The following is a 20,215-nucleotide window of genomic DNA, read 5'->3' as shown; positions in this document are numbered from 1 at the left end:
ACAACCGACGAGATCGTCGCCGCCGGAGATCGGATCATGGCGCAGGGCGAATGCGCCCCCCGCTACGGTCGCGATCCGGTGAATCAGCCGATGATCAACAACTGGGTCGAGGCCATCGGCGACGCGAATCCGATCTACGTCGACGAGGAGGCCGCGCGCGCCGCGGGGCATCCGGGCATCGTCGCGCCGCCCGCGATGGCGCAGGTGTGGACCATGCCCGGCCTGCACGGGGCGCGGCCCTCGGACGATCCGATGAACGCGGTCAACGATCTGCTCGACGCCGCCGGATACACCTCGGTGGTGGCCACCAACTGCGAGCAGACCTATCACCGGTATCTGCAGCTGGGCGAGCGGCCGTACGCGCGGACCCGGTTGAAGGATCTGGTCGGCCCCAAGCGCACCGCACTGGGTGAGGGCTGGTTCGCCACCTACCTGCTGACCTGGTACGTCGGTGACGAGGCCGTCACCGAGATGTCGTTCCGGATGCTGAAATTCGTGCCCGGAACCGGGAAACCGGCTGCGCCGCAGGACGATCTGAGCAAACGGGTCCGGCCGATCGTGTCCAAGGACACCGAATTCTTCTGGGAGGGCGCCAAACTCGGCGAGCTCCGGATTCAGCGTCTGCCGGACGGCTCGCTGCGTCATCCGCCGATTCCGGCACTGTGGCAGGACAAGGAGAAGACGCCGGACTACGTCGTGGCCTCGGGGCGCGGCACGGTGTTCAGCTATGTGGTGCACCATGCGCCGAAGGTGCCCGGGCGGACGTTGCCGTTCGTGGTGGCCCTGGTCGAACTCGAAGAAGGTGTGCGCGTGTTGGGTGAGTTGCGCGGCATCGAGCCGAGCGAGGTCGGCGTGGGCACGCCGGTCGAGGTGGCCTTCGAGAAGCTCGACGACGACAACACGCTGCCGTACTGGAAGGCGGTCCGATGAGCGGGACTTTGCAACCCTCGGCGGTGCAGGTCGGAAATACGCTGCCCGAGTTGGTGATTCACGCCGATCCTACGTTCGTGGTCAGTTCGGCCCTGGCCACCAGGGACTTTCAGGACGTGCACCACGACCGGGACAAGGCGGTGCAGCGGGGTTCGAAGGACATCTTCGTCAACATCCTCACCGATACCGGTCTGGTGCAGCGGTTCGTCACCGATTGGGCCGGACCCGGCGCGATCGTGAAATCGCTGGCCCTGCGCCTGGGCGTGCCGCTGTACGCGGGTGACACGCTGACGTTGAGCGGCACCGTGACCGCGATCGAGGGCGCGCAGGTCCACATCGATGTGGTGGGCCGGGACAGCCTCGGTGACCACATCACCGCCAAGGCCGTGATCGAGCTGCAGGAGGGCGCATGAGCGAGTCAGGGCCGGAGGCGGCAGCGAAGCGTAACCATGGAGGCCCCTCGCTCATGCGCAGTGGAAACAGCATGAGTACCGGTATCAGCGGCAAGGCCGCCATCGTCGGCATCGGGTCCACCGACTTCTCGAAGGATTCTGGCCGCAGCGAATTGCGTCTGGCCGCGGAGGCGGTCACCGCGGCGCTGGCCGATGCCGGGCTGACGCCCGCGGATGTGGACGGCCTCACCACGTTCACGATGGACACCAACACCCAGGCCGCGGTGGCCCGTGCGGTCGGCGTGCTGAATCTGAAGTTCTTCAGCAACATCCCGTTCGGCGGCGGTGCGGCGGCGGCGACCGTGCAGCAGGCCGCCATGGCGGTGGCCACCGGAATCGCGGATGTCGTTGTGGCATACCGCGCTTTCAACGAACGGTCCGGACATCGGTTCGGCCAGTTCGCCACTCACCTGGCTGCCGCGCCGACCTCCTCGGGCGTGGATGCGGCGTGGGGATATCCGCAGGGCCTGGGCACCCCCGCCGCGCAGGTGGCCATGGTCGCCCGACGCTACATGCACGTATACGGCGCTACCAGTGCGGATTTCGGCACGGTGGCGGTGGCCGATCGCAAACACGCGGCAGTGAACCCGGCGGCCCACTTCTACGGCAAGCCGATCACTCTGGAGGACCACCAGAATTCGCGCTGGATCGCCGAGCCGCTGCACCTGCTGGACTGCTGCCAGGAGACCGACGGCGGCGTGGCCATCGTGGTCACGAGTGCCGAACGGGCGCGCGACCTTCCGCAGAAGTCGGCCGTGATCGCCGGTGCCGCACAGGGTTCCGGCGCGGATCAGTACGTCATGACCAGCTACTACCGTGACGCGCTCACCGGCCTGCCGGAAATGGGCCTGGTCGGCGACCAGCTGTGGGCCCAGAGTGGTTTGCGCCCAGAGGATATGCAAGCGGCGATCCTCTACGACCACTTCACCCCGTTCGTCCTCATGCAACTCGAGGAACTCGGCTTCTGCGCCCGCGGCGAAGCCAAGGACTTCATCGCCGACGGCGCCATCGAGGTGGGCGGCCGCCTCCCGCTGAACACCCACGGCGGCCAACTGGGCGAGGCGTACATCCACGGCATGAACGGCATAGCCGAAGCCGTCCGCCAAATCCGCGGCACCTCGGTCAACCCCGTCGACAACGTCCAGAACATCGTCGTCACCGCCGGAACCGGCGTCCCCACATCGGGTTTGGTCCTCACCGCGGGCTGACCCCGAACCCCGTACCCCGAGGGCCGCGCATGCCCCGGGGTGCGGGCCCTCGGCGTGAACAGTCCGTCCATGTCGGCCGAAGCACATGGAATGGGTTCACGCTCCGCTGCAACTTTCTACGCGGAATTTGCGTCAGTGGGTAGCAGAGATTTTTGGTGATACGAATTGCATTGTACTGCTTGTAGATTCGCTGCGCCCGTCGCCTTCTCGGAGCGGTCGTGCAACCGGTTCGTGCGGTCCGGGCTACGTCGGTCGTCCTGTGGGTAGACCGGCGATGGTCAGCTCGAACAGTCGGTTGGCCTGGGGGGCGGGATCGGGGAAGCTCTCCGTGGTGAGGGCGATGCCGACGATCAGCATGATCAGTTCCTCGACGGTTGCGGTGGTTGCTACGGTGTCTTGCTGAATTGCGCGGTGCAGCAACGGGTTTCCGGCCTCCTTCAAGGCTTTCGAGCAGGCGTTGTCGTGTACCGGGTCGGTTCCGGCGCTGTCGTGGGCCAGTACGGCCGCGAGTCCTCGTGCGCTGATGCAATAGGTGAGGACGTCGCCCAGCCAGTCCAGCAATGCGCTGCGGCTGTCCGCGGAATCGATCATCTCCTCGGCGCGGGCGCACAGCGCTTCGATTCGCTTGTGGGAGACCGCTTCCAGCAGTGCGCGGCGGGTGGGGAAGTGGCGGCGCACGGTCCCCGAACCCACTCCCGCGATGCGGGCGATCTGCTCCAGGGACGCACCGGCGCCGTGGGCGGCGATCTCCTCTTCCGCTACCGCGAGGACGCGTGCGTAGTTACGACGGGCGTCGGCGCGCTGGTGTTCGGGCACGACGTCACCTCCTGGGTTGCTAAACGGCGGACCCCGCCATATCTTAGAGGAAGGTAAACGGCGGGCCTCGCCGTTTAGTGAATCCGCACGTGAGGGGCATCATGTCCACAGTTTCCGCACCAGTTCTGGTCTCCGGTGCCACAGGTCAGCAAGGTGGTGCGACTGCGCGCGCCCTGCTCGACGCGGGCGTTCGAGTTCGGGCTCTGGTCCGCGATCCGCACACCGCGCGAGCCGAGGCCGTCGCGGCGCTCGGCGCCGAACTGGTCACCGGCGATCTGCGCGATCGCGATTCGATCATCCGGGCAGCTGAGGGGGCGCGGGCCGTATTCTCCGTGCAGATGCCCGAATTCACCACGGCAGGGCCAGATTTCGACAGTGAGATAGCCCAGGGGGTGAATCTCATCGAGGGTGCGCGGGCCGCGGGGGTGCCGCAGTTCGTGCACACCTCCGTATCCGGTGCGGGCCAGCGCACCGAAGACCCGCGCTGGATCAAGGGGCGCTGGCCGATGGCCGAGGCCAGTCTGGCAGCGAAGGCAGCGCTCCAGGACCGGGTTCGTGCGGCGGGCTTCCCGCACTGGACGCTGCTCAAGCCCGCGACATTCATGGAGAACTTCCTGCCCTCCGTCGCGTACCTGTTCCCGCGTGGTATCGAAGGCGGACTGGTGAGCGTCATCAACCCTGAGACTCGACTATCGCTGGTCGCGGTGGACGATATCGGCCGCGCCGCCGCTGCGGCCCTCACCGCCCCCGAGCGGTTCGACGGCGTCGAACTCGAATTGGCCAGTGACCTTTTGACGATGACCGAAATCGCCGAAGTTCTCTCCCGCGTGCTGAACACGCCGCTGTCCGCAGCGAACATGACGGAGGAACAAGCCCTGGCCGCCGGAATGCCTGCCATGGGTGCTGGTCTGGATCTGCTGAACGTGGTCCCTCAGCCCGCCCGTCCGGAGTACGCCAAGGATCTCGGTATCGTCGTCACCAGCTTCGAGGAATGGGCCCGGCGATACCTTCGGCCCGTCGCCTGAGGGCTGGTCGAGGTGGGCGGGACGTGTCGGGCATGCGCATCCGGATGAGCGGGCGGGATTACGTTGGCAGTCGACAATGTCTGTCCCCGAACGACTTTCGGTTGTCAGCTGTCCCGGCCGCGACCCGCGAACTGCGCCGAGACCGTCCCGACGCCCCGCACGCCAGTGATCCGCGGCTCGCATCGTGGCTCGGCCGGGAGGCAATGTTCACAACTTGGCGGCGACTTTCCACGCGGAGTGAATTGCCCCCTGAATGTAGTCGACTTCGGCGGCGTCTCCGACGACGTGTACCTCGGGAACCGCACCCGCGAGGGTTTCGGCGAGTGGGGCCTGGGCGGAGACCTTCGAGGCGACGACGACCATGTCCGCCTGGGCGGTCATGGTCTTGTCGGCAACGCGAAATTGGACGTGCTGCTCGGTGATTCGCTGCACCGTCGCATGCCGGTGGATCGTCACGCCGTGTTCGCCCGCATGACGGACCGCTGTCCAGCGGCGGGGCATGGCCATGGGTACGCCGAGTTGCTGCCCCTCCTCGAGTAATGTGACGTTGCGGCCACGTTCGGCGAGGAATTCCGAGAGTTCGAGTCCCACAAGCGAACCGCCGATCACGACGACGTTCTTGCCCATCGGCAGGAACTTCCGGGTCACGGTGCGAATGGCGGCAGGGCTTCTGGTGATACCGGACAGCTTGCCCAGTTTCGCGATCGTACGGAGTAGCGGTGGCACTTCGGAGACATCGCCGGATCCGGTCATCAAGGCGCGCAGGGTATCTCCGGTATGAACGTGCGGTAGATCGCTGCCGGGAACGTCCGGGCGTCCGCGCACCGCGCCGGTGGCTACCACCACCACATCCGGCTTCAGGGCCGCGATCGAGGCCGCGGTGGCCTCGGTGTTCAAGCGGATTTCGATGTCGAGCTGCTCGACCTGGACCTTCAGCCAGTTCAACAGTCGCTGATTGTCCGGCGTGGTGAGGCTGGAGAACCAGAGCGTGCCGCCGAGTCGATCTGTCTTGTCCAGCAGTGTGATTCGATGCCCGCGCTCGGCGGCGCGGCGGGCCACCTCCAAGCCGCCGGGGCCGGCTCCGACGATCACGACATGTTTCGGGGTCGAGACAGGCGACAGCGGCAGCAGTTTCTCATTGCCCAGTGCGGGATTCACCGCGCAGATCGGGGTGTCGTCCCAGAAGTTCTCCTGGACGCACACATAGCAATTGATGCAGGGCCGGATGTCCTCCGGGGTCCCGGCCGCTAGCTTGTTCACCAGCTCGGGATCGGCGAGCAGTTGCCGTCCCATCGCGGCGAAATCGGCTCGCCCCTCGGCGATCGCCTTTTCGCCGACTTCCGGCAGTACCCGGCCGACCGTGATCACCGGAATGGACACTGCCTTCTTCACCTCGGCCGCCAACTCCGTGTACGCGCCGACGCGGTCGGGCAGTGGACCATCGGTGAAGTTGGAGAACGGATTTCGACCCCAGCCGGTGACGTGGATCGCGTCGGCGCCGGCCGCCTCGAACAGTGCGGATGCCTGTGCGGCTTCCTCGGTGGTCAACGCATCGTCCTCGCCGAATTCACGTCCGGCGATGCGAACCAGAATCGCCAGCGAATCACCGACTTCCGCCTTGACCGCCCGGATCACCTCGACCGCCAACCGTGCCCGATTCGCCAGCGCCCCACCGTATCCGTCGGTGCGCTTGTTGTCCGCCCGGCTCAGGAATCCGCCGAGTATGTAGCCGTGCGCGCAGTGAATCTCGACCGCATCGGCACCGGCGGCCCGCACCCGCCCGGCCGCCTCCGCGAAACACCGCACCACCCAATCGATATCGTCCTGAGTGGCCTCGCGATAGGTGGCCTGCTTACCGCCGGTCACCGCCGACATCTTCTGCAACTCGCCAGAAGTGTTGTCCCCCAACGCGGAAAGATCAGCGGACCCGGTCGGTATCGACGGCACCAACAGCGGTCGTCCGGCGACGGTGTCGATCCGGGCGATCTTCCCGTGATGCGTCATCTGCACGCACAACTTGCTCCCCGCGTCATGCACGGCATCGGCAAGCGCCCGAAGTCCGGGGATGAACCGATCCTCCGACAGCCCGGGTTCCCTGGTGCTCGCACACCCGATCGGATACGCAACAGCGCAGCACCCCGTGATGATCAACCCCGTCCCACCGGCCGCCCGAGCCACGAAGTGTTCGATATCGCCCTGCTCGATCGCCCCGTCCTCGCACAGATTCATATCCATCGCGGGCAGCACAACTCGATTCGGCACGGTGACGGGCCCGATGGTCCCGGGGGCGAGAAGATGCGGAAAAGTCGCTTTACGGGTCACAAATCAACGCTAAGTCTGCCGGTCGGATGCGATCGCGCGATTCCCGATCACCGAGACTTCGCCGCGAGGTCCACACGACACGGTGATGAGCTCGGCAAATGCATCTGCCCGCCCGCAGTGGCTGGTTGAAAAGCCGCCGGGCGAGCAGATGAGGCGGATGTGCTGAATCTTCGCAACCCGTCGAACCCGTTGCTGGCGAAGCCGAGCAGCGCATCAGGCTGCGAAGGTCATCTCACTTCAACTTCGCCGCGCCGCGATGCAGTCGAATCGCGGAGATCAGGAAGAAGACCCCGCCCAGGACCGCGTAACCGGCCACCGTGGTGAGTGCGGCCTTCGGGCCTCCGGCCGATGCGAAGAAATTGGCGCCGGCGAGCACGGAGATGCCGCCGCTGAGGATCATCGCCCACTGACCGCCGAGCCGGTAGCGCAGGATCGCGACGATCAGCTGGACGATGCCGGCGGTGATCGCCCAAATGCCCCACACCCGAAGCACATTCGGGATTCCGGAGGAGACCGCGAAGCACAACCCGATGGTGGCGAGCAGGCTCAGGGCCATGTTGATGTAGAGCGGCGCCTTGGCCCGGGTGGTGCCGGAGGAGCGGTAGTCGACCACGGCCGCGGCGACGTCGAACAGGGGGTAGATCACAAGCAGTGCAACGGTTCCCGGGCTGATCGACTTGGCGACCGTCACCATGAGAATCGCCCATACGATGGCGAATCCGAACCGGATGTAATACAGGTTGCGCAGCGCCTTGGTGTCCTTGGTGGCATCGGCCACGGTGGCGGTGGAGGTGTCGCGGGCGTCGGTGGCGAATGGACTGGACATCAGATCCCTCTCGAGTGGTGGAGCGTGGATGATCCCGACGTCCCGATAGAGAGAAAGAACGATCGGTACAGCTGAGTCTGCGGTACGCGTCTCGCAGTGTCAAGACCGATCGTTCTTTCTGTTAGTCTGGAGCCGACACTTCGAGGGAACGGATGGGAACGAATGTCGGAAGCACGGTCTCGACTGCTCGACACGGCGACCGGCCTCTTCTACGCCGAGGGCCTGCACGCCGTGGGCGTCGAACGCGTCATCAGCGAGGCGAAGGTGACCCGCGCCACGCTCTACCGCCACTTCCCGGGAAAGAACGACCTCCTGGTCGCTTACCTGAAACAAGCCGACGAGGCAGTCCGCGGCCAGGTCGACGCCGCCCGCACCCCGACCTCGCCCCCCGACGACATCATCCGCGTCGTCACCCGATCCATCGCCGACGACATCCAACGAGAAGGCTTCCGAGGCTGCGCATTCCTCAACGCCGCCGCCGAATTCCCCGACCCCACCCACCCCGTCCACCAGGCCGTCCTGGACCACCGCCAATGGTTCCTGACCACAATGACCGAACTCTTCACCGCTACAGGCAAACCCGATGCCGACCCCGCCGCCCGCCACTTCGTCATGCTTCGGGATGGGGCCATGGCGGCGGGGTGCCTGACGGACCCGAAACCCATCTGCGAGACGTTCTTGCGCGGGGTCGAGGGGTTGCTGGGGTACCGCAGCCGTCAGGGTGCGGACGGCTAGCCGTTCCCCAGCAACGTCGACGGTTTTCCGCTCCAGGTCACAACGAGCTCGTCACGGGCCCGGCTGGCTGCTACGTACAGCAGGGACCTCTCGCACAGTTCGGCTTCGGCCTTTTCCTCTTCCGGCACTGTTCGCATGGCTGCCTGCGAGGGAACGTGAGCCTCGTCGACCCCGGCGAGAACGACTCGCGAGAACTCCATGCCTTTCGACCGATGCATGGTCAACACTTGGACGTGCCCGGTGGTCGCAGGGTTGTCATCGAGTGCGCGCGCATCGATTCCGCGCTCACCGAGCGCTCGTACGAATTGGGTGCGGTCGTTCTGGCCGCGGGTCAACACTGCGATGGTCTCAGGTTCCGCTCCTTCGGCAAGCCACTTGCGCACGGTCTCGGCGACGTAATCCAACTCGTCTGCCAGAGAATTGCACTGATGGCGATCAGGATTCGGCCCCAGTCGCGCCGAGCGGTACCCCAGGGTCGACTCTTCGCCTTCCTCCAGATCGTGATAGTCGGCCCCCGAGAGAACCCCTACGGCGAAGTTGAGGTTCTGTGCGGTCGTCCGGTAGTTCAGTGTCAGTCGACGGGAGCGGCCGACGATCTTTATCCCCATGCGTCCCAACACAACCGGCTGTCCATAGATCCGCTGATGCGAATCTTCGGCGATGAAAAGGTCGTTACTGCCTTCGGGTACCAAAGCGTGCAGTAGCGCCCAGTGGGTCGCATGTAGATCCTGGGCTTCATCTACGAGCACGTGATCCGCAACGAAGGGTTTCCCGGCTTGCTGTCCGAGTGTCAGGTGTTCGGCAGCCACTGCGAGGATTTCCGGGAAGCTGAGGCTGCTGTCGGTGCGACTGTGCCGCCGGAACGCTTCCACCAGCTTCCAGACCGCAATTCGTTGCGCCCGGCTCAGGCGTACCCCTCGCCCGGCGCGCGCAACTCGGACGTACTGTTCCAGTGTCGTCACCTTGTTGGCCAAAACAACTGACACGTACTCGTTTTCGAGGAAGGCCGGAGTGGACAGCCGCTGGTCGAGACCGCTGCCGCCGGGCTGAGCAATCTCCCGCCACACTCGGTCCGGGGTGGTGCGTTTCGGGGTCACATCGACGGGCGCTCCGAAAACTGCGGTAGTAGCGGCCGTCAGATCGCTTGCCCGGTTTGCGATATCGCTGGCGAGCTTGTCTATGCCCGCCACGTAGATGCCCGGATCACCGGGACGTTTGGCGATGATCACGTCGGGATCGAGGACTTTCAGGTCTGCTTCGAGCCCCTTGGCGAGAGTCTTGTTGAAAGTGGTCAGGATAATTCTCGCCTGCGGGTTGCTCTTCCACAGCCTGCGCGCGCGATGGATCGCTACGACGGTCTTTCCGGTGCCGGCGCCGCCGGACAACCGGAACGCGCCGTTGAAGTCCTTCTCGACATAGGTGCGCTGTTCGGGATGCAGAAAGGTTCGCCATGCCGCGAAATCGCCGCCCTCGATGACGCGGCGAAGTTCCTCCGTGTCATCGATGTAGGTGAACTGCATCCTCGACGCAGGATGCTCGAGTGCGGCAAGGATCTGACTGTCCTCGTCCAAACTCTCGTCCACGGCACCGTCTGTGAACGAGTACTTTTCGCGAATGTCATCGATGGCGGTACCGCAGGCGAGGTCCAGCAGGGCGTCGCCCTGCCACCCATCGATATCGGCGGCGATCTCATTGATCGCGTAGTCGTCGGCTGCGGCCATGGCCCGTTCGGCCAGCACGGGATCCAGACCCAGACGGTCGACGAGATCGCTCATGGTGAATCCGGCACCGACCAGATACGGCGGCTTGTCCCGATCGACGGTGGCGCGGACTTCGGCTGTCGCGTTGGGGATGGCCGAGACCTTCTTACGGTCTTCCCCGCTGTTGATTTCACCGATGATTCCCTCGACCGTGCCGTTGATCTTGTTGACCCGCAGCGTCGACTGCTCGGCGAGATCGTTCGCCTCATCGTGCTTCCACGTCCCCATATAGACGTAGGTGGTGTCGCCGCCTTCGGGGTCGAGGCGGAACAGAATCGCCCGATAGTTCAGATCGACCCGGCCGGTCCGAACTCGTGCGTCGGCTGCGCCTTTGATGGGCTCGATATGCAAACTCGGTGCGGTGTCGTCGGTTTGGAGCTTCTCGAGGAAGTCGTACACCTTGCGTTTGACGGAGCCGTCGAGCTTGCCCATCGCCTTGGTGTTGGTCGCTATGACGATATTCGCCATCACATCACCCCGTTCGTCGTCAAAGCTTCCACGATTCGCCCGGCATCCGGCGGGCAGATGGTCCAACCGCGTTCCGTCATCACCTGCGCGGTTTCGGACTCGGTGTCGAACAGCACGACGACCTGTGCCTGCGGCCAGGCCAGGTCCAGTGCATGGCCGTCGTCGCTCTCGCCGCCGACCACCGGGACCGGCGCCTGCGCGGATGCGAGCGCGAGCACGAGCTCCCTCTCGGCGGTGGAGAATGCGTCGCCGTATGCCTGTTGGTAGTCGTGATTCAGCTCGGCAGCGCTGGTGGTCGGTGTTTCCTTGGGAGCTTCGGTGTTGGCAGCGAGCAGGCTACGTGTGGTGATGATGTGGTTGTCGCACAGCCCGAACCAATTCGACAGGCGCAGCCATTCCTTCCACCCCTGGCCGTCGAGAGCTTCCAGCTTCTCGTCGCGATCGTCGAGGGCGAGTACGGCGTGGATCGTTTTCGTGTCCGCCCGCAGTGCGGCGGTAATCGCAAGGGGGCCAACGGAATAAGACCAGCATGCGTAGTTTCCTGCCGGAATGGACGGTGCACGTCCGTCCAGTAGATCCAGCGCCCACGGAGCGACGGCGGTCAGGTCGCCCTTGACCCGGTCGGCCCCCATGAACATCATCGGGAGCCAATGACCGACGGCCTCCCATGCATCACGGTCTGGATCCTGCATGAACTCCACGAGCTGTGTGATCGGGTCCGCAGTGATCAATTTGAACAGCGCTGGGCGGAGACTGCCATTTTGCATGGCGACCTTGGCCAACTGCTCCCTGTGCCACGACGGAACCGGCGTCTTGCCTGCTTCGAAGCGCACCAGGTCCTCGTGGCCGAAGGCCCACACGATCTTGTTGCTGATTCGGAGGTTTTCGCGCTTACTCGCATCATCGGCAACCCTGTTCTTGCCGGACATCGCGTGATACCGGCGTCCGTCGGCGAAGATCGCGATGGCAGGAACGTTCGTGTCGAAGGTGCTCAGCTCGAAATCGGGCCGGCTGTTCTCCATAGGCATCTGAGGTGTCAGTGTCCAGGTTCGAATTACCTTGCCGGGCAATGTAATTGTCGCCGAAGGCGCATAGGTCCCAGGAGTCTCCTTGATCGTCGCGCCCATATTCTTCATACGCTTGATGAAGGCGGCATAGAACCTGCCTTCGAGCGCCGACTCCTCGCTTCCGACCCTGCGCCGCGGTTGTTCGGTGGTGAGGACGTTCTCCCAATCACTCCAGACAGGTTCGGCTTCCTTCTCCACTCCCAGCAGTTCGTCGAGAACCCGTGCGGCGCTCTTACGCGACACATGGTCGAGTTCATACGGTGTGGCGAACGGCAGCAGGCATTTATGACAGGCAAGTCGCTGCTGTTCGGCGCATTCACAGTCCCGGACGACCCGCCGCGCTGCCGCTAGCACGGCCCAGACCTTCGTGGCATCGGCGAATTCGGCGAGATATCCGGTGCCGCCTGGAACGGTGTCATGGATCAGCAGCGCCTGCTGACTCGGCGCGTGTAGCGAGTCGGGAATGATCGCGACATCGAGATGTTCCGGCGACCCACCGATCACCTCCCGCAGGCCGAGCAGGATCGCGGCCTTGAGGCTCGGATAGGTGAACGAATCGTATTTGAGCCAGCCGGGAACGTGCAGCAGGACCGCCTGGGTGTTCAGGGTTCGAGCGAGCGCGATCTCACGCACGTGTTTCTCGTCGGTCGCATTGCGGAACTTGCACCAGCTGCGGTGTTCGTGGCTGCGGTTGTGCCCGGCGATGCGGTCGAGCTGGCCGCAGCCCGAGCAGACCCGGAAGAGTCCACTGGTTGTTTCCTGCCCGGCGATCTCGCGCTTGCCCCCCTGGGAGGTGCGCCGGCCCATATTGAGCCACCGAATGTCTATACGCTGCAGGTATTCCGCACCGAAGTCACGGTCGGTGACGAACCACCGCTGCGCCACATCGTCGGGGTTGATATCGGCGGCCGTAATGACGTTGAACGACTCGCGTTTGCGGTCGTCTCGGGAGTCGGTGATGGATGCTTCGTCACGGCGGACCTCTGCAGAGACGCGCGACATCTCCACGACCTGGAGCTGCTGGTTCACATCGGAGATGGCGGCGGTGTGACAACGTGGGCATTGCGCGGGTGGCGGGCTGTCGTCCGCGGAATGGGAAATACGGACCCATCCGCATTGCGGGCACATCCGCCAGGTATGGATGTTCGCCTCGCCCGGACCGAGGTCGACGGCATCGATCTGCACTGCCAGCCCTTGCGCGTAAAACGTTGCGCCCGGGGCCAACTCGGTGAGTGCGACTCGTGAACCGCGCTGGTAGCTGGCGGTACCGCCGGCGTATTGGTTGGTATCGGGATCGATCCACGTGATGCCGACATCCAGGGTTACCGAATCGTCGAGCAACGTGTAGTTGGGCAGTACCCCGTACCGTTCGAGGACGCCCACCCAATGCTCGGTGGTGAGCTCCTTGACGTGCTTGCCCAGCACCCGCAAAGTACCTTTGGCCGTGCGTAGTTCACGCTTGTCCTCATCGGTGGCGGCGGGGGAGTTGGCGCGCTTCTCGAACTCGGGGATGGCGGCATCGACGGCTGTGCGTCTGTCCGTCAATTCATGGACGTCACGGTTCCAGCGGTGCACCACTTCACGCAAGTGTGCGACCAACCCACTGGGTGTCCCGTCTGCGGCCCCGGTGGCCCAGGCACGCAAGGTGTCCTGTGTGCGTGCGTCGAGCAGTCCGTCGAATTGGGAGAGGAAGGCATCCAGCAGCTTCTTCGAGTCCGCATCCGCGGCGGCGAGAAGCGTTGCCATCCAACTGCCTTGGTCGAATGTGCCCAGCACTGCTCGGGCCTCGATGGGGTCCATCGCACCCGGCTCTCGCGCTAGCCGGTCGACGATGTGCGCGACGTACTGCCGTTGCAGGATTTCCTCGGCGGTCAGGAAGGTGGCCGGTGGGCGCACATCCCCCTGGATCACGGAGACCGGCTCGTAGAGCTTCGGGAGGTGCTCACCGCGCCCGCGAACGAACGCGAGTACCAGCGAGTTGCCGGTGAGACGTCCGGCGCGGCCGACTCGCTGCAGATAGGAGGACACCGTACGCGGCATCGACCCGAGCATGACCGTCGACAGATCGCCGATGTCGATACCCATCTCCAGCGTCGGTGTCGCGACGAGGACGTTGGGCGCGGTCGGGTCGGGGGTTGTCTGTTTGAACTTGGTCTCGTATTCGAGCCGAGTCTCGGGAGGCAACAGTGAGGTGTGCTCGCGAGCGACGACGCGTTTCATCTCCGAGTCGTCGTAGAGTCTGCGGTAGAAGTTCGACGCCCGCGGCGTGCGGTGCAGGGTGCCGGGGCATCGGTCGAGCAGGCAGGATGCGCCGTCGAGTTGTTCTGTGACAGTGGCGGTTCCCGGAATCTGTGTCTGGCAGACATCACAGGTGAGTAGATTCGATCCGGCCTCGAGATCTCCCAGTCGGGTTGCAGCCACCAGGACGGATGCAGAACCCAGTTGGTAGACGGTGAGGTCTTTCTCGGTCGTTCTCGTGGTCAGGATCCGCTGCTCGGCGAGCGCCGCGAACAGCGCCCGTGCCGCGAAACCGCCCTCGAAGGCCGACACACCCAGGCACTTGCTGGCCCAGCGTGCGTACCAGGCAGCCGGGGAAGTGATCGCATCGAGACCCTCGGGAATCGTGCGTGACCCGATGGCCGGAAACGCTGGTGCCGGACGACCTTTCGGAAAGGCCGGCATCCCCTCGTGTTTGGGCCGCCCGCCCACACCCACCGACGGTTCGCATCCTTCGCGATGTATTTGTCGAGCCAGGGATGCCCGATCGCGCCCTGGGCACGCATCCGTTCGACGGTCCCGCGCACCCATCGGGTTACCGCCACGGGATCCGGCTCGGCGAAGGTCAACTGGTGTTCGGTGTTGCCGAGCGCGCGCATGCCCAGCTCGACGATCCGTGCCGGTGATCCCAGATCTACTTCGGCGACAACGCTTCCGGTGAGCTCGAGGGTGCGGCCGAGTCGCGACTGCAAGCCGAATTCGAGGTTGATATCGAACTGGAGGCGCTTACGCACCAGACGCAGGGCCTTGTTGCGAGCGGTCGAGACGGACTGATCGTCCCAGAACGCCTTGAACTCGTCGCGCTCGACGATGTCCGGTGCCAGCAGGTGATACCGGCGCATGGCATTCGGTTCGGCCAGGTCGATCACGGCCTCGCACAGATCTGTAAGAGGCAGCAGTCCGGCGTCGGGAGTTGTTGTCCCGAGGGCATTTCGGAGAGTCGACCGCAGGCTGAGGGTGTGCGAGCGTGCCTGCACGAACCCGGCGCGATGTGCCGCATCCTGCACGCTGTCGGTGAACATCAGCGCCTTCTTCTCGGCGGAGTCGAGCCCGGGATCGCCGAACATGCTCGACAACGCCACCGAGAGCTGGGTGGCCACCGCGCTGCCGAGGAATCGGATACCGTCCGCGGTCCGGCAGGCTGGGCACATATCCTTCTGCGAATTGTCCTCGGCGTCGGGCCCGGTGAGTACCAAGATCGGAAGGACACGTCCTTCCAGCACTTCGGCGCCTTCGGGATCCGGTGTCTCCTCGGCGATTTCGCGTTCGTCGACATGCAACCACCGCAAGCCATCGATCTCTTTACCCAGCTGGGCTTCGACGGGCGCGGAGATCAATGCGCGGAAACGCTGGCCGCCTGCGGCGTGCTGACGACGGATGTCGTCATCGGTGACGTCCAGAGCCATACCCGTGGGCGCCAGTCGTGCACCCCAGCCCGATCGTCCGCAGTGCCGGCAGTACACGGCGGGCAGGTAGGTCGTGCCGGGCGTATCGACAGCGCCGTCGTCTGCCCAATGGAATACGGTGGCGGCTGCGAGGTTTCGGTCGATCCGGGACAATTCCCGAATCCACAGGTGCACATCGATATTCAACGCGCTGCGCCCGATACCTGCTCGCAGATGAGACAGCGCGGCGAACAGGTAGTCCAGATAGCGCTGCCGACGGGCAACGTCACGCGGCTGCTCACGGCTGCTGGTCGTGGTCTCCAAGATGGTGTCGGCGAGCTCGGCGAGAGAAGTGGCATCGACGCACTTGCGAAGTAGCTTCCGGAAGAGGTCGTGATTCTTCAGCAGGTTTAGCAGCTCTGTGTCGTCGAGCTTTCGCAGGTCGGCAGCACGCCCGCCGAGACCGCCTTCCGCCCCGACCCGTTCGAACATGGTGGCCAGAATCAATGCGGTGGTCGCGGCGTTGTTCGGCGCGTCGGCGACCTGATTCTCCAGGTCGCGCAGGTTTTCCTCGTCGATCGCCGGGTGGCGGATCGGGCGGTAGAGGTGATCCAGGGTAGGGCTGCGATCCGCAAGCCATTCGTCCTCGCTCAGCCGGGTTTCTCCGACCACCGCGTCCTCGGTGAAGACCTCGCCGAACACCGTGTGCGCGAAATCGAGCATTGCAGTCGGCGCCGCCTCGGACCCGAGCGTGGCCGATGTCGCGACCGGGGTGATCCGGCCGAGCGGCCGAGCCCGATCCTCGTCCGTGACCGCCGTGTCTTCGGTCCAATACGACTTGATCGTCAACCCCAGCCGCCGCAGCAGCATGGCCACATCGGTGCCCTGCGCGCCGTCGTAGGTGTGGAACTCGTCCAGCACCACATACTGCAGCGATTGCGCCGACTGCCGCCACATCGGCGCCCGGTCCGGACGCAACAGCATGTGGTCGAGCATCTTGTAGTTGGTGAGCAGGATGTCCGGCGGCGAATCGTGCATGATCCGGCGATCGGTGATCAGCCCGTCTGCCGAGACCAGCGTGCGGCTGCTCGTCGAACTTTCGCCGGTATAGAGACCGGCAGTCACCCCCGCAAGTGCCGGATTGCTGGTGATCATCCGCGCTAGACGTTGTTCCTGGTCGTTGGCCAGGGCGTTCATCGGATAGATGATGAGCGCCTTCATCCCGGCAACACCGGCCTTCTTGGCGCGCAGCACGTGGTCGAGGATGGGGATCAGAAACGATTCGGTCTTACCCGAACCGGTGCCAGTGGTGACCAGCGTCGGCTTCGGCCGCGACTGGAACTTCGTCGACAGCTGCTCGAACGCCTTCGCCTGGTGCCCGTACGGCACGAACTTGTCCGGCCACCAGTCCAGGTGCATGCCCCAGTTGCCGCGCGCCGGTGCGAACGGCAACCGAAGCCGCAGGTAGGGGCCCTTGAACATGCCGTCGCGGGGATGGTCGATGAAGTCGACCAGCGCACCCTTGGTATCTGCATCGGTCAACGCGAAGGTGGTGGCGAGGTAGTCGGTCAGACCTTCCCGCAGCCTGTCGGCCTGCAGTGTGGGCAGTAACGCCCCCATGATCGACTCCCCTCGGTGTTCCTACGCTGTGCATGGTTGCTGTGACCCGAATTAACCGGTATGTGCGCTGCGAATACCTATGAAGGTCAATCGTATTCGGTGGCGTTCCGGACTGCCGTTCGGCTGAGTGCATTCCAGGTCAGGCATCACATCGGTGTCGAACAGGATTTGGTTACTGCGGCGGCTGTCGGCGTTCGATGTCGGTGGATCCTTTGCTGTCCATCCGCACCCGCACATCAGGTTTCGTCACAGGGCAGATCGAGATGGGCTTACCGTCAGACGTGACGCCCGCAATCGCGATGTGCTGTACCGAGCTGCTCGCACCAGCAGCGTTCGTGCTCGATCTCTGCCGGGCAACCTGAGATGTACTTCACGGTGGCCCGCGTACCGGAGTTCAAGTGGGCGATCGCGATCTCGAAGTTGGAGCTGTGCGGTGGCGTCGGTACCGGTAACCTCGCGACGGGTCGGACGTATGAGTATGAGGGGCTGGGATGAAGGCGTCGGAAACCACTTTCGCGGCACTTGTGCAGGGGGAGAAGCAGTTTCAGATTCCGCTGTATCAGCGGACATACTCGTGGACGGACAAGCAGCTCGCGCAACTGTGGGGCGACGTCTACGAGCAGGCCGAGTTACTGGTGCGGGGAGACCAGGACACGACGCACTTCTGTGGGTCGGTGGTGCTGGCCCCGTCACCGCTCAATGATGCGAGTTTCGCTCGTTGGCTGGTGGTGGATGGCCAGCAGCGGTTGACGACGTTGAGCCTGGCGCTCGCAGCGGTTCGGGACCATATCGGCGTCACCGATCCGCGGCAGCGAGAGCGGATCGAGGAACAGTACCTGGTCAACAAATTTCAGGACGGAGACGGGTTCTTCCGACTTTTGCCTACACAGGCCGATCGTGGTGCGTATGGCGAGCACGTGCGGAACACGCACTCCGGCGGCGGCGGCCGAGTCAGTGCGGCGTACAGCTACTTCCGTAAAGAGTTGCTCGCGCTGGACAACTCGGCGGATGTGCCCACGGTCCTACACATCGAGAAAGCGATCACAACGAGGCTCACGCTGGTCCAGGTAGTCGCTGACAGGGACGACAACGTCCATCGAATCTTCGAGTCGCTCAACAACACCGGATTGAAGCTGTCGCAGGCGGATTTGTTGCGCAACTACTTGTTCATGCGACTGCCGACGCGGGGCGAGTACGTCTACCAGACCTACTGGCTGCCACTGCAGCGCATTCTGGCCAATGAACAGATCGAACATCTGATGTGGTTGATGTTGGTGCTCGACGGCGAAGCGCGGGTTCGCCGTCAGGACATGTATGTCGCGCAGCAGCGCCGCTTCCAGAACCGTGAATCCGAGGCGGAGATCGAGGCATACGTTTGCGAATTGTACCGCCGTGCAAACCATTTTCTGCGCATCGTGAAACCGGAGGAGGAGACAAATCTTGAAGTACGCCGGTATCTTCGGCGGCTCGATCAGTGGCAGGCCGCAACTACACATCCTGTTCTGATGCTGCTGCTCGACAGGCGTGACGCAGGCGTGATCGACACGACCGAACTGCTTCGGGGGCTGTCGTATATCGAGTCGTTCCTGGTCCGGCGAATGATCTGTCATCGGCCGACGCAGGGCTTGAACAGGAGCTTCCAGGAGTTGCCAGGGCAACTTCCCGACGATATGTCGATCGTCGACGGTTTGCGTCAGGTTTTGTCGACACCTCGACGCTACTGGGCGACGGATGCCGAACTCCGGGAGGCGATTGCCGCGAAGCCGTTCTACTGGCAGGGCAAACCGGAGCAGCGTCGCCTTGTCCTGCAGCGGCTCGAGGAGAGCTACGAGCATCCGGAGCCGGTTGATTTCGCAGCCGCCAAGCTCACCATCGAGCATGTGCTTCCTCAGCAGCCCGGATCGGAATGGCTTCAGACGTTGGCTGATGACACCGGTGAGGATGGCTCTCCTGAGGAGCTGCACGAACGGTTGGTCCACACCTTGGGCAATCTGACTCTGACAGCTGAGAATTCGCGGTTGTCCAACCATCCCTTCCAGCGCAAACAGGATCTGCTCGCCGGCTCACATCTGGAAATGAACCGCCGGATTGCGAAGACCGAGAGCTGGGGTGCGGCCGAAATCAGGGCGCGGGCAAATGAACTCGCCGATAGAGCTATTGCGCTGTGGCCGGGCCCGATTGCCGGAGCCGACCGCACGGAGAAGGCGCGTGATTGGACGTTGCTTCGTCAGGCAGTCGCGGCTGTGCCGAAGGGTACCTGGACTTCGTATGGGGATCTCGCCGCGTTGGTCGGGTCGAGCCCGATCGCTGTAGGTCAGCAAATGACTCGTCCGTTCCCCGGTGCGTATCGGGTGCTGGATTCCGGTGGCCGGGTCTCCTCCGGATTCCGCTGGCCGGAGGGAGAAGATCGAGGTGATGTCGTCGAGCTGTTGTGTGCGGAAGGCATCGACTTCAGTGACAACGGCGTCGCCTCCGCCGCGCAGCGCCTGTCGACTCATGACCTGGCTGAACTGCTCGGCATGACCAGTGGTGACGACACTGCTGGTGATGGTGCTGCTCCGCCGTTGAATACCCGTCGCGATCGCTTCTTTTCCCAACTCGCACAGAATAATTCGAAGGAAACAGTGGCCGCGGTCGAGAGCTTGATCTCTTTCTGGGGATCGCTCGGCGGACATCTGGAATACGGCGATGGCGCCAAGTCCACCAGTTGTTTCCTCATGCTCGACCGTGCCGCGGCTGGTCAGATCTGGCCGTTGGCGATCTATCCCGGCAACGGCGGTGCAGGGAAGGCGGAGGTCGTGTTCAAGTACCTCGCCGACCGTGACCCCTTCACCGAGATCGGTGTGCGAGATCAGTTGCGGTGCAGGATCAATGACCTGGCAGGGGTCGACATCGCCGCAGGTAAGCTTGCTCTGCGTCCGAGTTTCCCGTTGACCGCGATCGTCGATGAAGTCGACCACAAGCGGCTCCGTGAGACCTTGGTCTGGTTCCGTGACACCGCGCTCGATCTGATCGGTGACGTGCTGGTTTCGGACGGCCCGTGGGGGCTGGACCCGGCTTTGATATCCGCGCCCGTTCTCGAACTTCTGCGCACACTGTCGCAGCGAGGGGTCGGCAAGCCGGAGATCGGCGTCGAGCTCGGAACCCAGCATTGGCCGGTGGAGGCGGCGTGGCTGACTCGGGGCGTTGTTCTGGTCGAGGGCGTGGACAGCGATCGGGACGAAAGGATGCGGGACGAGGGGTATCAGGTTGTCTCTGTCGAGCAAGCGGATGTCGATCGCCTGACCGAGTGCTTGGGCACTGACTGAACGTCGTGCGCCACAT

12 protein-coding genes are annotated in these 20,215 nt (G+C 64.1%); 6 read left to right on the top strand and 6 right to left on the bottom strand.

Annotation, left to right across the window (positions count from 1 at the left end):
- The first annotated feature begins 36 nt into the window (after nucleotides 1-36).
- The 3 genes from ON40_RS30395 (at nucleotide 37) to ON40_RS30385 (ending at nucleotide 2,590) form a co-directional block, all read left to right on the top strand.
- Nucleotides 37-930, top strand: a complete 894-nt coding sequence (locus ON40_RS30395; RefSeq protein ID WP_083896053.1) for a bifunctional MaoC family dehydratase N-terminal/OB-fold nucleic acid binding domain-containing protein — start codon at nucleotides 37-39, stop codon at nucleotides 928-930.
- Nucleotides 927-1,343 (top strand): MaoC family dehydratase, encoded by a 417-nt coding sequence (locus tag ON40_RS30390; protein WP_040828302.1) that lies wholly within the window; start codon nucleotides 927-929, stop codon nucleotides 1,341-1,343. Before ON40_RS30395 ends, ON40_RS30390 begins: the two co-directional genes overlap by 4 nt.
- A gap of 71 nt (nucleotides 1,344-1,414) precedes the next feature.
- The gene (locus ON40_RS30385; protein WP_040828301.1) at nucleotides 1,415-2,590 is read left to right on the top strand and encodes a lipid-transfer protein; all 1,176 of its coding nucleotides are present in this window, start codon (nucleotides 1,415-1,417) and stop codon (nucleotides 2,588-2,590) included.
- 243 nt (nucleotides 2,591-2,833) lie between these two features.
- On the opposite strand, the gene ON40_RS30380 is transcribed toward ON40_RS30385, so the two are convergent.
- Nucleotides 2,834-3,406 carry a TetR/AcrR family transcriptional regulator gene (locus tag ON40_RS30380; protein WP_040828300.1) on the bottom strand — a complete coding sequence of 191 codons (573 nt, stop codon included), beginning with the start codon at nucleotides 3,404-3,406 and terminating at the stop codon, nucleotides 2,834-2,836.
- 101 nt (nucleotides 3,407-3,507) lie between these two features.
- Here ON40_RS30380 and ON40_RS30375 point away from each other — a divergent pair, with 101 nt between their 5' ends.
- Nucleotides 3,508-4,431 carry an NmrA family NAD(P)-binding protein gene (locus tag ON40_RS30375; RefSeq protein WP_040828299.1) on the top strand — a complete coding sequence of 308 codons (924 nt, stop codon included), beginning with the start codon at nucleotides 3,508-3,510 and terminating at the stop codon, nucleotides 4,429-4,431.
- Between the two features lie 207 nt (nucleotides 4,432-4,638).
- Here the strand turns inward: ON40_RS30375 and ON40_RS30370 are convergent, their stop codons facing one another.
- Together ON40_RS30370 and ON40_RS30365 are read right to left on the bottom strand one after the other, a co-directional pair.
- A complete protein-coding gene (locus tag ON40_RS30370; protein ID WP_040828298.1) occupies nucleotides 4,639-6,753 on the bottom strand; it encodes an oxidoreductase in 2,115 nt (704 codons plus the stop codon).
- 232 nt (nucleotides 6,754-6,985) lie between these two features.
- Entirely contained in the window at nucleotides 6,986-7,579 is a 594-nt protein-coding gene (locus ON40_RS30365) for a hypothetical protein (protein WP_218008887.1), read from the bottom strand.
- A 162-nt stretch (nucleotides 7,580-7,741) separates the two neighbouring features.
- Here ON40_RS30365 and ON40_RS30360 point away from each other — a divergent pair, with 162 nt between their 5' ends.
- Nucleotides 7,742-8,314: a TetR/AcrR family transcriptional regulator gene (locus ON40_RS30360; protein ID WP_040828297.1), complete on the top strand. Its 573-nt coding sequence runs from the start codon at nucleotides 7,742-7,744 to the stop codon at nucleotides 8,312-8,314.
- On the opposite strand, the gene ON40_RS30355 is transcribed toward ON40_RS30360, so the two are convergent.
- Genes ON40_RS30355 through ON40_RS55800 form a run of 3 tightly spaced genes read right to left on the bottom strand, consistent with a single transcriptional unit; the run spans nucleotide 8,311 to nucleotide 16,891 of the window.
- On the bottom strand, nucleotides 8,311-10,542 hold the full coding sequence (locus tag ON40_RS30355) for a 3'-5' exonuclease (RefSeq protein WP_040828296.1): 2,232 nt from the start codon (nucleotides 10,540-10,542) through the stop codon (nucleotides 8,311-8,313). The genes ON40_RS30360 and ON40_RS30355 overlap by 4 nt on opposite strands.
- Nucleotides 10,542-14,159 carry a helicase-related protein gene (locus ON40_RS55805; protein ID WP_306305402.1) on the bottom strand — a complete coding sequence of 1,206 codons (3,618 nt, stop codon included), beginning with the start codon at nucleotides 14,157-14,159 and terminating at the stop codon, nucleotides 10,542-10,544. The genes ON40_RS30355 and ON40_RS55805 overlap by 1 nt, the downstream gene beginning before the upstream one ends.
- Nucleotides 14,090-16,891 (bottom strand): DEAD/DEAH box helicase, encoded by a 2,802-nt coding sequence (locus ON40_RS55800; protein ID WP_306305401.1) that lies wholly within the window; start codon nucleotides 16,889-16,891, stop codon nucleotides 14,090-14,092. Before ON40_RS55800 ends, ON40_RS55805 begins: the two co-directional genes overlap by 70 nt.
- 491 nt (nucleotides 16,892-17,382) lie before the next feature.
- Between ON40_RS55800 and ON40_RS30345 the strand changes: the two genes are divergently transcribed.
- Nucleotides 17,383-20,199 carry a GmrSD restriction endonuclease domain-containing protein gene (locus tag ON40_RS30345; protein WP_063713114.1) on the top strand — a complete coding sequence of 939 codons (2,817 nt, stop codon included), beginning with the start codon at nucleotides 17,383-17,385 and terminating at the stop codon, nucleotides 20,197-20,199.
- Nucleotides 20,200-20,215: the final 16 nt, after the last annotated feature.

Source organism: Nocardia jiangxiensis NBRC 101359 (assembly GCF_000308615.1).
In the GTDB taxonomy this organism is placed as follows: domain Bacteria; phylum Actinomycetota; class Actinomycetes; order Mycobacteriales; family Mycobacteriaceae; genus Nocardia; species Nocardia jiangxiensis.
The sequence above is the reverse complement of the archived record's forward strand: the minus strand, read 5'-3'. Positions and strand labels throughout refer to the sequence as shown.